The sequence below is a fragment of the Aeoliella sp. genome (assembly GCF_965227375.1).
In the GTDB taxonomy this organism is placed as follows: domain Bacteria; phylum Planctomycetota; class Planctomycetia; order Pirellulales; family Lacipirellulaceae; genus Aeoliella.
In genome coordinates, this window is the sequence record NZ_CBDDFX010000001.1 from 2,034,306 (window position 1) to 2,048,542 (window position 14,237).

Sequence of the window (14,237 nt, forward strand, 5' to 3'; positions counted from 1 at the left end):
GCACTGCGCCTTGGGTCGAGTGGCACCCCGATTCAAAGCATGGAGAGGAACACTCATTTTCGCTAACCGGCACGAATCTCCATTAGAACGAGTTTCAAAACCGTAGCTGGATTCGCAAGAATTCAGAGATCGCACGGAAACTTCTGAATTCTTGCGAATCCAGCTACCACGACTTGGAGGTTTTGAAACGGCTTCTAGTGAAGATCAGCGCAGATTAGCGTTCCAGCCTCCTGGCGTTTCGAGTTCTCTGACAAGTCAATTCGCGGGCTCGTTGCGGTCTCGGTCACACTCCGGCCAGTGGAGAGTTGGCTTCTCGACCGCGGTTTCTAACGCTCATCGACCCCGGGGCGGCGCTTTGCTCGTTCCTCGCTACGCTTGCCCCGGGCGACCCTATTTCGCTCCTTCGGAGCTGCTCTCGTTCAATGCTTCTCTGTCAAAAGTCCGTGCCCATCTGTGCTTATCCGTGGCTCATATCGCAGCGCGACCACCAACGTGCGGCTTTGTAGCTCTGTTCCCTCTGTTTGATCCTGTTCAAACATCTTTGGTTGCGGCTTCGCTGCGCTGTGTCTATCGGTGTGCATCCGTGGCTGACGTCCCAACTTGACCAACTCTGTGGAGGCTCCGCAAAAACGCGGCTGTAAAATAATCGCCGTTGAAATCGCGCGGTGGTTTGATCCAATGGAGGTGCGGGACTTTGTGCCTGCGATGGATCTTTGGCAATTTGTTAGAGGTGAGTTGAGTAAGTGAGTAGGTGAGAGCCGCTAGCCGACAACCTACGTGTTGTCGGAATCTAGACGAGTCTTTCCTAGGTTCGGCTCTGTCTCCAACAGCGAGCGTGGTGGTGCATGCACTCGTTCGCGGAGCGAACGGCGACTATCGTTTTGCCCCACTGGGAACATGCGGGGAACAACGTGGTGGGTTTTGTCGCAACCACCTCGAATCGCCCAATTGCCGAAAAACGCAGCACTGCAATAATAGTGATTCTGGGTTGTGAAGCAAGTAGCCAAGTTGTTTCAGGAAGGGCGCTGAAGTGCGTCTAGGAGGTGTATATACACCTGGGCTTGTACACCTGGTTTGGTCGGAGATGCGAAACTACTTCCGCCACTGCGGATACCGCTACGCTTAGATGTAGTGCGATCTAGGGACTAAGCTCTCCGCCCCATGGTTCAATCAACATATTGAGCTCAGCGATCTTCACGGGATGAACAACGCGCACGCTGATTCGGGTAGGGTGCTTCCCGGCATGATAGTCTTCTTCAATCGCGTGGTGCGTGATCTCGTACGACTCGTTGGGTGAGTCGAAAGAGACCTTGAGGGCTTCGCTACGCCCGATGATAAGGAACGTGTCGTCGGAGAGGAGCTCTACCTCCCCAAAAGATATGATGGCAGACTCGAAGTCATTGGGCGTGGCAAATCGTACACGATCGCGAATTGTGAGGCCCCCCTGCCCGTGCCGATCGTAATGAAACGATCGCGTGAGCGATTCTAAAGCATTGACGTCGTATGCAGACGCATAGTCGATCTCCAGGTAGTCGGATTCAGGAGAGAACTCCTTACGTACGATTCTCGCCCTGGCTTGGCGTCCTGCTCTTTGGAGTTTATTCGCCACGACCGGGACAGAATGCCCAAAAGAGTTGTTTGTGGCACGGTCGTATCTATTCTTCCCAAACGTCTTGCGTGTGTAGATCTCTCTTCCAGGATCAACGATCAATGCCTCGTCTCGCACCGCCACAACGAAGGATCCTACGTCATTGTGGTTGTGGAATTCCGCATTATGACCGCCTTTCATGGCAACGGATAAGATACCATCCGACTTTGACGCAGGGCGTGTGATTAGCAGTTGTCCATCTGCAAACCAACTCCGGAGCGCCAGACCCCCGCTAGTCGGCGCTAGGTCGACGGCAGTGGCGGAATTTGGAAACGCATAGATGAGGTTATCCGGCAGCACCGTGTCGCCAGCCCCTGGTACGTAGTTGCTGACGCCGGACGGCAGAACCAGCCTCCGACCGATGTACCAAACCATGTCCGGGTTCGGAATCTCATCGACGTGGCAATCGGAGAAAGCGGGGCTTAATTTCTGAGTGAGTTGAGTATTCCAGCCGAACTTGGCAGCAGATTCGGCGTTTGGTAGTTGGAGTAGGTCGAGCTTTCCTTCAGTCGCTTGGTGAGCCGTTTCAACTAGTGTTAGAAAACGACCAAATCCATAGTTCCAATAGTGAAGGCCCTCTGAGCAATATCCATCGGCTGTAAAACCGTTCAAGTAGTTCTGGGAGAAGTGTTCCGCGGCGGCCAGATACAGCGCTCGCTCCTCACGGTCATCCAGCAAGGCCAGTGCGGCGCCAGTCACCCTAGAGTGGCAGACTGGATTATGATTACCCTTGCTGTACACCCAGGTGTGACGTTTTTGCTGACCGAGGTACATTTGCTTCGCCGGCTCTAGCACCCGGCGTTCAACGTTACGCCTGATTAACGATTGCGTTTCGCCCGAAAGGCGGTCTCCCAGCACCCATGAGTAACAGGCCATGTCCCATGCTTTTCGGGCGCACTGGATGTTTACGATGTACTCATGTCCTTTAAAACACTTCAGAGCACCGTCATGGGCGGGGAGCGTCCACGCCTTGAGCTGGCACGTTTGCCTTATTCGGGCCTCGATGTCATCGATGAATCGCCCCTTGTCCTCAATGCACTCAGCCAGAACAGTCACTCGCAACCGCTCCGTCAGCGCCTTGTCTTGCGCTTCGTAGTTGGTTCTGTTGCCGTTGCGCGAGAATTCGAGGTAGAGTTCGTCCGTCAACTGCGGGATCGGCTCGTCGATGGCTTGCTCAGCCAACTCGACGTAGTCTCGAAAAACGGGATGGTTAGCGAGCTTTTCCCAGGCCTCGCGGTTCGATATAGGCTGACCTACCCCGCGTGCCGTTTCCGGCAGCCATTGAGCTATTTCTACAGCTCGCCGCTCGAGTGGAGTAGACTCCTGTCCCCAGCAGTTCACGTTGGAGGTTATCAAGGTCAGCAGTGCCAAGTGCACTAGTACGTAAAGCCTGCCGTTAGGTTCGCACATGTTTTGCCCATAACTTTCTGTGTCGATTGTCAGTTTACAGCCGAAGAGACCGGGAATCCTGATATAACAGCATGAGTCGGCTTCACTCCATGTCCACTGGTGTACCCGAGGGTGGTAGCTCAGCCATAAATTTTTCGCCGTTGAACGTCCCATGAATCGTCCCTCCCGTTTGTGTAGGATCGCAGATCTGGAGAGAGCCCGTGGTCCAAATGGCAATACACGGGCGGTCGACAGCAAGGGATGGCAGTTCTGTACTGCTGGAGCAAACCACGGTTCCTGGAGCAAAGAAGGTTGCCATGGCTATCTCGCCGAACTCGACTGCCTGGCACAGACCGTCATTTCGAAGGACTCTCCACGGCGGCCGCTCGGCCACGTCAACCAATCTCTGTTGAGTAGCTCCGACGATCACGGCATACCCACAGGGCTCGGGATTGGAGGCATGTTGCATTTCGATCTGCAGAACCGGCACGGCTACAGAAGGTTCGCCCTGATACCGTCGATTAACGCTTCCCCACTCCCCAGTTCTCTTGCTCGCGGTGACGCTCAACCGGCCATCACCCAACGCAAGATACCCAACACCATGATGGAGTACACCAACAACGCCATCAGCCTCACCTTCCTCTGTGTTCCACTCCTCCCATGACTTGGCAGGCAGGAAGCACGCCATGCCCTTGCGGTAGCGGCATTGCTCCAATGAAGTGACAACGTCCTCCATTTGGATGGCAATGTTCCAACCGCTCAGTAGACAAATGGCAATATCGTTGTAAAAGAACCAAGACTTGCGGCAACTTAGCGCACGGCCATCGCTTTCGTCGCGGCGATAGTCCATGGCAGTAATACCCGAGTTCTCGGCGCCCAAGCCGCCGACAATGGAAAGTGAATGCTGCTGTGTCGCATTGCCTGAGGTAGTGATGCCCGGCAGACGTCGCCAATCCAAGACTGGTTGAAGGCCCTCGTATTCCATTCCATCCCGCACGACGTACATGTCGCCGGAATGTAGGTAGGGCTTGCCCTTGAGGTTTTCGCTGTTGATCGACTCGGTGGTGCGGGTGCGAGGGGAGAGTGTCTTCAGAAAGAAGCTCCCCGCTGGTCGATGGTGAACGGTGAAGTCGGCGACGCGAAAGTGTCGGTGGCCTACCAACGGCGGGGCGCTTCCGTTCAGTCGATCGAGGTACGTTTGAAACGCCTGTTGGTCGATGCCAGAAACCTGATTCCAGAGCGGCAAGAGGTGACTGAAATCTGCGGATTGCAATTGACTCTTCCGCGAGTAGACCCTGTCCATCGTGCTTGGCACGGTGTGCTTGCCTCGCGACATCCACTGCTGCCCATCCAGCAGGAACCACGAGAAGATGTCTCTCTTCTCCGGTGGAAATTGCCAAGGGGTGCCATCCAGTTCCCACGCCACGGCCAACATGATCTCGGTATAAAACCTGCCGTACCCAAAGGAGTGCAGCCGGGGGCCGTGCTGAAAGAAGCTGGCGTCGCGTTGGATGCCGGCTTCCGCACCAAGGGTGACTTCGTTGGCCAGCCGCTGCGCGGCCTTAGCGGTAAGCTCCGCATTGTTGGTCAAGCAACCATGGTGAAGCGTGACCTCGGCCGTCCACACCAGGTTGGCGCCGGTGCCACCCATTGTACATTGGTCGATCACTTCGATAACACCGGGCTGTAGGTGCTCGTCTAGATCATCGCCCATCAATACGACCACGTCCCGCATCGCCTGAGGCACGCCGATTCGGTTGTACCACCAGTTCGGGCACTTGTAACGTTTGGTGACCCAATGTTCGACCGCGCGGTTGATGGCCGCGCGTAGTTCAGCATCGCCAGCCAGTGGCTGGCTTTCGGTCGCGTAGGCCTGCGCCATCGCCCTCGCGCGAAGCAGGTGGTCGCAAGGGATCCAACCGGCGTGTGACTGGTCGTCGTAGTCGAGATCGTCCCAGCTGCCGGAGTCCGACAGCGAAGAAATCAGTCGCTGCACCTCGTCGGCCTGCATGGAAGGAGCCACTTTCAACACTTGGCGGTGGCGTTGCAGGACCTGCTCGAAGTGCTGCTGCAAGTCGGAGGTTGCGTTCGCTGCGTGAACATCGACGGAGCCAGGAATTACCAGCACGAGGAAACAAGTGATTTGACCGGCCGAACGCGTTCTCATGGTTTGCCTATGGTGTCTTCTTGTCGTGTCGGGTAACTGCGCTATGCATCGAGAGACTGCAAGTACAACTTCTCGAGGGTGTGTAGTGTGTCGCGCGTCGCGCACTCCCCACGTAAGAAACTCTGCAGCAACTGGCCAGCCGCACTTTGGAACACAGGGAACCCGAGGTAGGTCGGGCGACAATAGGCGTGGTCGCAGTCGGGGAGCGTGTCGCGGAAGAACCCGCCAGTGATGTGGTTGTTGGTATCATCGAGCCAAGCAGCGCGATGCCCTGGCTGTCCGCCGGCGTGAGTGTATAGTGTCCGCTGGATCTCCTCGCTTGCGATCCAGCGAAGATAGTCGACCGCCTCCGCACGATGCTTCGAGGCAGCGAACACACCAATCCCTGCTCCCCCCAGATTGGCTCCTCCCGTGTTAGCCGCATCCAGAGTAGGAACCGGCCCGAAACTCAAGCGATGCGCGGCGTGCCCTTCACGGGCGAAGTTGTTGTAACCGTACTGGCAAGGGGCGTAGATCACCTCGTCGGAGGTCGCCATCCGCTGGAGTATTCCGGCCGCTCCGGTGGTGAGGCATTCGGAGCCACTCACGCGATAAAGCGCGGCCAAGGTGTCGAGCGCCATTGCGCCTACCTCTTCGGCGACGAACCGTTCGCAGCTCGCGGCGGCAGGCTTTCCAGCTCCCGCACAGATGCTGAAGAATGTGCCCATGGCTCCCATCGGCGCTAGCGGCGCGACGACTCGCCCAGTGGCCTCCGCCAGGTCGATTACTTCCTGCCAAGTATTTGGCGGCCGATGACCTGCCGCGTCCATCAGGTCCGTCCGCCACGCGGCCAGTTGCACGGCAGCATCAATCGCTAGCGCGACTTGCTTATCCTGGTAGGTGTAGCTGGCGAACGAATGACCGACGCTGTTTTCGCGCTGATCGGCAAGGTACGACGCGGGAAGTACATCGTCCAACGCAATAAGCAAACCCTGTTTGGCGGACGCTCCCGTGAATGGATGGTCGAAGACGATAAAGTCGTACTCGCTGGCGAAGCGGTCGAGGGGTTCCTCGCCAAACGACCAAAAGTTGCGCGCCTCCCACTGAATCGAAATGTTCGGGTGCAGTTCGCTGTAGGTGGGCGCGGTGGCGAGCAGCGGCGCGAGTCCCCGCGTGTGGTTCCAAGTCAAGCCGCGCAAGGTGAGTGTGGTCATTCCACTACTCCCGGCTTATCCCGCAGCGCATGCAGTAGTCCCTTCAGGTAGCCCACCGTGTACGCACGACCCCGGTAGCCGCCCATCGGATGGTAGTACGGCGTGGAGTTGAGCGACTCTTGCGTTCTCCAAGGTTCGTCGCCTTCCATTTCGGGTACGTGACCCGGGATCATCACGCCGCGAAACTTCGCCGCGTCGAAAGCCTTTACCAGCTTCCAGGCGTCGTAGTCGGCCTCGTCGATGAACGTCTCATGGAAATTGGGCACCCGTCCTCGCACGGCCTGAAAGTGCACGTACACCAACTCCTCGCGGCTACCATAGTGCTTGATGGCGTCGTAGATGTCTTCGCCCATCTCGGTCCAGTTGCCCAGACAGAAGCAAAGCCCGTGACTGCTGCTGGGGCGGATCTCCATCGCGCGATCGAACGCGGCACGACTGCGAAACAAGCACGGCGCTCCACCGACCTCGGGCACTGGGGGATCGTTGGGATGCAAGGCCAACGTCACCCCTTCCTCTTCGGCAACCGGAAGGACGCGCTCGATGAACCACGTGTAGTAGCCCCAGAACTCCTCTTCGCTGAAGCGTCGGCCGCGAATGAGTGGAGCATCGCTGGCTTCGGCCAGTGCAAAGCCAGTGCTGGTGGCTCCTCCGCGGAGCGGCGTGTTGAGCGACGTCCGCCACACGCCTTGGGGCATCCAGTTGTACCCCAACACGGCGATGCCGGCTCGTCCGACGTGACGGATGGTGGAGATGAAATGCTCCAGTTGTTGCTCGCGACCTTCTTTGCCGAAGATCAGCTTGTCGTACATCTGGGCGGGCAGCGTTTCCACCGCGAAGAGCCTCAGCCCGTGATTTTCGACCCGATTGCGCAGCGACACCAGTTCCTTGTAGGGCACGTCGCCTCCGCCGTGCTGGCGTGGATTGCGGAACGTGGTTCCCCACAAGATGATGTCTTCGACGCCAAGTTGACGGATAAAACGCAAGCGTTCGTCACTGGGAGTAACGAACGTGGCGACGGCCACGCGCATGGGCAATTCGCGATTGGCTTGCCGGCGTTCTGCTGCCGAGGTGCCAGCGTCGGGGATGGGGCGTCCGTCGGTGGTGTTGCTCATGAAACCTGGGGCGACTTCTGCGAAATGGGGAACTGCGAATGCCAGCGGACGGGCGTCGTGGGCGGGTTCCATTATATGCCAAGGTTGGGCGTCGGCGCGACATCTGCCGCAGCGCCTGCAGGAACATCGAACTTCATCTCTGCAGATTCTGGAGTGATCTCGACCTCCACGCGGTACTCATGGAACAGTGGAGTCGACGGCGCCGCGCCCGGCTGCGAATCGAACCCCGTGATCCGAGCAATATAGTGCCCGCCGGACACGCCTTTGCCGCTGCTTCGGGTATCGAACTTCCCGTCGACGATCTTGGCGACTCCTTGGCGGCCGTCGTGGCCTTTGCTGGCGTCGGGATCAAAGAAGATCACACCACTGGGCACCGCTCGCCCATCAAAGGTAACCTCGCCAGTCAGTTGCTGGCGGTCGCTGTCGCTGGAGGTGCACCCGCCCGCGGTAAGAACGCACGCCAGCACCAGGAATAATCGTTGCATTATTGCTTGAGTGGTAAGGGTTCAGACCTAATTAAGGGGAGTCGACTTGGACTTCGCCAACATCGCGACTTGCCATCGCTTTGAAGACGCCCAGATTGATCTCCTCGCTCACAAATCGAGAAGAGCCATCGCCCATGGCGAAATGCATGCCACCTGGGTGATTGCTGCCAAACCCGATGTCGTTGAAGCCAACATTGAAAGTGGTGTACTCCCCGAGATTGGGGCTGTAGACGATGTTCTTGCACGACGCACACCACTCGCTGCCGCACCCGCGGGTCCACACGCGATAGATGTTCGCGTCGTCCCAGGAGATCTCGCCCAACAACAGCGTTTGCGAAGTGCCATCGGTAATCCGCCGCATCGCGACGTTACTATCCTTGTACAGAATGCCAGAAGTAGCAAAGCCTCCGTTCGGGCCTTGGTTCACCCATTCGTACTCGTCGCGTGTTGTACCAATCACGCCCTTGGGGCCGGCGATGCCGTAATAGTGAATCGTCTTAGTGTTCACCCCGTTAGCCAATTCATCAGGAACACCGAACACGGGGTGCAACACTGAGAATTGTTCTTGCTGGCTTGGGCAGTAGAACGTCTTCGGGGAATTGACTGCCACGGTGAGGTTGTGCTGGCTGCGATAACGCTCCGAGTCCCTCAACTGGTCGGAGATAGTTTCCGACTCCATGTAGGGCATCACCGAACCGACCCACGAAAACTGCGAGACCCTGCTGATCCCGCCAGCGGGAAACGCGCTGTGAACGTCGTGGTAGTTGTGCAGCGCCAGAGCCAGTTGTTTCAGCTGGTTGAGGCACTGGGTGCGCCGCGCGGCTTCACGCGCCGCCTGCACGGCCGGCAGCAACAGCGCTACCAGGATGCCGATGATGGCGATCACCACCAGTAGTTCCACCAAGGTGAATGCAGCCGATTGCGGACGGGAGAATCGATTAATCTTCATGACTCGTCAGTACTCGGGATTGGGACCAGCACGCGGGAGGGCCACCACGGGTCGGTGGCCCTCCAACGCACCTACTTATCTAACTAACTCCATCTCTTGGCGAGCGCAACTAGGCTCGCTGATGCCAATAGCAAAATCGAAGCGGGCTCGGGCACGGGGGCGAGATCGCCATGCACGCCGGCTATGGCCAGATCGACACCGCCAGGGCCAGTGACCGCGATGCCGGCCACGCCGGTCAGAGGTCCGCCGCCGCCGGTGAAGTCGCTCAGGTCGAACCCGGTGCCTACGTTCTTGAAGAAATTCTGCGATAGCGAATTACCGCCAATGCGAATCGGAGGTGGGTCAATCAGGCCCCAGTCGCTGGGAACGATAGATAGCGAGTAGGTGCTGATCGGGTTGCCGCTGGAGTCGAGCGGAACGATCGTCAGGTCGTCGTCACCTCCGGTGCCGCTGTTGGGGACGATCTCCACCAGGAAGATGTCGTTGCCATCGCCCGGTGCTCCGGCGTCGGGCAGCACGTTGGCGAAGAAGAAGTTCATGCTGGTGCCACCCACGCCGCCAACGTCGACGGAGGAAGCCTCGCTAGCGGAGGAATCGCCCGAGTTTAGTACGCCGGTCGAAACATCCAGGTTCAGCACCGCGTCGACGCCGTCGATTTCTGTGCTGTTGGCTCCCCAGAAGTTGCGCACGGTTCCCGACGAGGTATGAAGCAGGAATCGCCCTGTGGCCGAGACCGCATGCGACAGGCTGCTCGTGGTGCCAGCGGAGTTGGTGAACGACGACATTGGCGAGGGGGCGTCGATGGCGATCGTGCCGCCATAGTCATTTGTGTTCAGGGGGTTGTACGTTGCACCGGTCATCGGAAGCACGGCTCCCTGCACCGACTGCATCACGCCGCAGCAGGCGACTGCGACACACGACAAGTTGCGAAGCAATGTTAGACAGCTCATTAGTCTCCCTCACGTTAAGAAAAGGTGTCAAAAACAAGTTCCAATCATCTCTGTTTCTCTACGCAATCTTGCAACTGCAGCGGGTGCCTGGCCCGGCCCAGGAAGGGGAAGGCTGCCCGTGTCCCCTTCCTAGGCGGACCGTCGGCTGGTTATCCATGCGCCAACCAGTGGCAATCCCATTGCCAGCACACCCAGAGCATTCGGCTCTGGCACAGTTGTAGGCGCTACCAGCCGGCTGAAATCTAACCCACCAATGGGAAGCAGTTCGGTATGCAGCAGATAAGCGTCGCGGAGGTTCACCTGACCGTCCTGATTCAGGTCGCCGTTCTGCCAAGTTGTCAAATCAGGCACTAACAGATCGCCGTGAAAACCATCGATGCGGTTCTTGGAAAACCACCCATCCACAAAGGCGTCTTCGTCCAGCTGATCGACGGTTCCGTCGACGTTCACGTCGCCCATCGGGATCGCTCCGTCGGTGATCGACCCGCTGCTCAAAACGTTGATCTGTTGGCGGATCGCTGGGTTGTCGCTAAACAAGTCGAATCCGCTTGGCGTGCTGTACACGTCCAGATCGCCGATCACTCCATCGAAGAAGCTGGTCTCGCTGCCGGGCGATTCGGCGCCCACTAGAAGTGGGGCGTCGGCCGTGGTGGTGTGATCGTCCAAGTGGGCGCTCACCGCTTTGCCGTTGACGTACAGCACGCTAATGAAGTCTCTCGCCGCGCCAGTTCCTGCCACGAGGGTCGGCGCGCCGGTGTCGCCGAAGGCGTACGTGTGTTGCATCACGTGGACCCATGCGTTGGGCACCACGTCCTCGCTGGCTACGATATCCGCTTCGTTGACATGTCCAGCTGCCAACTGTGTCCACTTGCCGGAAGACGTGATGGCGACGCCTACGTCGTTCACGCCGTTGTAGTACAGCACTTGGCGGTTGCTGTCGCTGCGAGGGTAAACCCACATCGACACCGCACCCGCCACTGTGCTGATGGGCGATACGTGCGTAGCGGTGGGGTCCTGTACCGCATCGCCGACACCATCGAAGCTAATTCCCCACGTGCCGGCTTCGGCCGGCAAGCCATTGTTCAGTGGTGCTTGGGTCAGCAGCGCGTAAGTGGGATCCCCTGACACCTGGGACAAGTCTCGCTGGAGGCTCACGTCGTCGAACGTGCCGTTGGAGGGTGGAACCGGGACACCATCGCCGACGCTGTTGGCACCTTGCTCGGCGGGCAGATCGCCCATCTGGTAAGCGCCATCCACAGTCACCGCGCCTTCGGAGCGGGCGGCGAAGGTTAGCATCGCAAGGCCTAAGCAGGCGACTTGCGATAGGTTGACTTGGCACCATCGGCGTCTTCTTGCCACCACTGCGGCGATGCCGAGACCCAAGAGGCAGCAGGCGCCGGGCTCGGGAACCGACAAGGAGGCCACGGTGCTCAGCGAACCGGCCGATTGTCCGAAATTGTCTTTCCACACCTGGTAGTCGGAAGCCGTGATGCCGCCCCCGTCGCCGTTGCCATTGATGGCAGTTTCGTCGGCTGCACCGAGGTTGTTACGCCACAAGGTGTAGTCGGCAAGGCCAACCACGCCATCGTTGTTGAAGTCGCCCAGCAGCCCGCCGGTGACGTACTCGACGACGCCTTGCACGACGCTGCCGGACACCACGTCGTAGTAGGAGAGGGAAATCTCGCCGCCAACCAGGTCGTTGTACGCGGCGCCAAGGCTGAGGGAGTTGCCACCGGCGAGTGTCGTGGAACCCAGTAAGAATTGCTCCGACAGCACCTGGGCACTGGACGCGCCGCCCTCGGCCCATGTTTCACCGAGTCCATCGCCAGACACGGTGCCGACGTCGTTGCCGTCCACGGGGTCGAGCGCGGGGACGCGGTCGGCCAGGCTTTGCCAACCACTGGGATCGAGTGTCGCTACATCGTTGCTCATGAGCTGGTAGGAATTGAACTCGATCGGCGCGATGGCGTCGTTTTTGAGGCTGATGTTGCCCGTGTCGATGTTCACCGTGGCGGTCAGCACCGGCACCGCGGCGAGGTCGCCATGCACGCCGGCAACCGCCAAGTCGACACCGCCGGGTCCGGTGACCGCGATGCCGGCCACGCCAGTCAGAGGTCCGACGCCACCGGTGAAGTCGCTGAGGTCGAAGCCGGTTCCTACGTTCTTGAAGGTGTTCTGCGAGAGCGAATTGCCGCCGATGCGAATTGGAGGTGGTGAAATCTCGCCCCAGTCACTCGGGCTGATGGAGAGCGAGTAAGTGCTGATCGGGTTGCCGCCAGTGTCGAGCGGAACGATCGTCAAGTCGTCGTCTCCTCCTGTCCCGCTATTGGGAATGATCTCCACCAGGAACAAGTCGTTGCCATCGCCCGGCGCGCCCGCGTCGGGCAGCACGTTGGCGAAGAAGAAGTTCATGCTTGTGCCGCCAACTCCACCTACGTCGACCGATGCATCCTCGCTGGCCGCCGAATCGCCCGAGTTGAGCACGCCGGTCGAGACGTCCAGGTTGAGCACCGCCGCAGCGCCGTCGATTTCGGTGCTGTTGGCTCCCCAGAAGTTACGCACAGTGCCCGATGAGGTATGAAGTTGAAACCGCCCCGTCGCCGCGATGGCATGCGAAAGGCTACTCGTGGTGCCGGACGAATTGGTAAACGAAGCCATCGGCGAAGGGGCATCGATGGCGATCGTTCCGCCATAGTCGTTGGTGTTCAGCGGATCGTAGGTTGCGCCGGTCATCGGAAGCACCAGGGCGTTGGCCTCGTTGCAAATGCATACTCCCGATACAACTAGCAGACCCAGCGTCGTGCGCAGACGTCGCTGGCGTCGGCCGATGGTGCCGCCCAGAACTGCACCGATTGACAACGTCAGCAGGATCCAACTCGACGACTCGGGCACAGCTTGCGAGGCCGCGAGCATGGCCGCGAAGGACCCGGCACCGTTGGTGTTTTCGAAGTCCTGCAGGAAGATGGCAAAGTCGTTGATGTCGTTCCAGCCATCGTTATTCAAATCGCCTTGTGCGTAGCGCAGCGCTCCGGAGGGCGTGGTCAGCAGCGCCGGACCGTTGTTGTTGAGAATCTGCCAGTCCTGCTCATCGATGTCGTTGTCGAAGTCCAAATCACTACGGATGAACGGTACGTCTCCGTTGCCTACGAACAACACTTCGGGCTGGAGAAACACACCGCCGGGCAGCGAGAGTTCGACGACGACGTCTTCCACAGGCGATTGAATCCAAGCACCACCCGCCTGGCTCAGCACCAAGTCTTCCCCCGCGGCAACCTGGCCTCCGTCGCCTCCAAAAGCGTATTCGCTGAGGTCTTCATAGGTGCCGGGCTCGGTGAGGATGGTCCATTGGTCGTCGCTGTCGATTTGGTCGGGCCCGGGATGGTCGGCATCGTAGTTGTCCGCCACCGACTTCCACCCAGCTTGATCCAGGGAGCCCGTGTCGGAAGTAATTGAGTACCCCAGCAACTCGATCGGGCCAGCCGCGCCGTTGGGATTGTGCAGCGTGATGAATCCTGTGTTACGGTCGATGGTAACGGTTGGATCGACGGGAGCCTGGGCCAAGGTGGAGTTCACGCCGGCGACCGCCAGGTCCAGACCTGCTGGTCCGACAACGCTAATGCCCGCGACTCCTGTGAGGGACCCCGTGCCGGAGAAATCGCTCAGATCGAAGGCCACTCCTCCCAAGTTGAAAGTGGCCGCCGAGAGCGAGTTCCCTCCGACCCGTATGGAAGGAGGGGAGATGTCGCCCCAGTCGCCAGCAGCGATGTCTAGTGAGAAGTCGCCAATCGGATTGCCCGATGCATTGAGCGGAACAATGGTTAGCGCATCGTTGCCGCTGATCTCTACTAGGAAAATGTCGTTGGCATTGCCAGGCGCGCCGGCGTCGGCCAGGACGTTCTGGAAGAAGAAGTTCATGCTCTCCCCGCCCGTATCGCCAAAGTTAATCGTGGTGCCAGCGGGAGCTCCGCTCATGCCGGAGTTCAACACACCTCGGGAAACATCCAAGTTGAGCACCGCGTCGGGGCCTTCGATCTCCGAACCGTCGACCCCCCAGAAGTTCCGCACACCCGCCCCGCTGAGCTGAAAACTGCCCGTTGCACTCACCGCGTGAGAAAGTGTGGTTACCTCCCCGGCCGACGTGGTATAGCTGCCCAGCAACGACGTGTTGGAAATGTGCCCATCGCCATTGGTGTTGAGCACCGAATACGAAGCCCCCGTCATGGGAAGAACATCGGCCCGGAGGGGCGCTTGCGAACCCAAGATCAGCCCACACGTAAGGGCCACAAAGAATCGACAGCGATGGCAGTGAGCAAGCTTGCTGCATGACATAGTGGTAAATCCTGC

General features: G+C 59.0%; 8 protein-coding genes. All 8 read right to left on the reverse strand.

All coding sequences use genetic code 11. The features are described 5' to 3' along the window. Positions 1-1,138: 1,138 nt before the first annotated feature. Positions 1,139-3,211: a heparinase II/III domain-containing protein gene (locus ACQK2L_RS08300; RefSeq protein WP_425396476.1), complete on the reverse strand. Its 2,073-nt coding sequence runs from the start codon at positions 3,209-3,211 to the stop codon at positions 1,139-1,141. Next, complete coding sequence (locus ACQK2L_RS08305) at positions 3,141-5,204, reverse strand: polysaccharide lyase family 8 super-sandwich domain-containing protein (RefSeq protein ID WP_425396477.1); 2,064 nt, start codon at positions 5,202-5,204, stop codon at positions 3,141-3,143. The genes ACQK2L_RS08300 and ACQK2L_RS08305 overlap by 71 nt, the downstream gene beginning before the upstream one ends. Before the next feature lie 41 nt (positions 5,205-5,245). After that, positions 5,246-6,397: an ABC transporter substrate-binding protein gene (locus tag ACQK2L_RS08310; RefSeq protein ID WP_425396478.1), complete on the reverse strand. Its 1,152-nt coding sequence runs from the start codon at positions 6,395-6,397 to the stop codon at positions 5,246-5,248. After that, a complete protein-coding gene (locus tag ACQK2L_RS08315; RefSeq protein ID WP_425396479.1) occupies positions 6,394-7,509 on the reverse strand; it encodes a mannonate dehydratase in 1,116 nt (371 codons plus the stop codon). Before ACQK2L_RS08315 ends, ACQK2L_RS08310 begins: the two co-directional genes overlap by 4 nt. Positions 7,510-7,580: 71 nt before the next feature. After that, positions 7,581-7,994, reverse strand: a complete 414-nt coding sequence (locus ACQK2L_RS08320) for a hypothetical protein (RefSeq protein ID WP_425396480.1) — start codon at positions 7,992-7,994, stop codon at positions 7,581-7,583. Between the two features lie 31 nt (positions 7,995-8,025). Next, positions 8,026-8,943 carry a DUF1559 domain-containing protein gene (locus ACQK2L_RS08325; protein WP_425396481.1) on the reverse strand — a complete coding sequence of 306 codons (918 nt, stop codon included), beginning with the start codon at positions 8,941-8,943 and terminating at the stop codon, positions 8,026-8,028. A gap of 83 nt (positions 8,944-9,026) precedes the next feature. Beyond that, positions 9,027-9,893, reverse strand: coding sequence for a PEP-CTERM sorting domain-containing protein (locus tag ACQK2L_RS08330; protein ID WP_425396482.1), 867 nt, complete (start codon positions 9,891-9,893; stop codon positions 9,027-9,029). A 129-nt stretch (positions 9,894-10,022) separates the two neighbouring features. Next, complete coding sequence (locus ACQK2L_RS08335) at positions 10,023-14,114, reverse strand: LamG-like jellyroll fold domain-containing protein (RefSeq protein ID WP_425396483.1); 4,092 nt, start codon at positions 14,112-14,114, stop codon at positions 10,023-10,025. Positions 14,115-14,237: the final 123 nt, after the last annotated feature.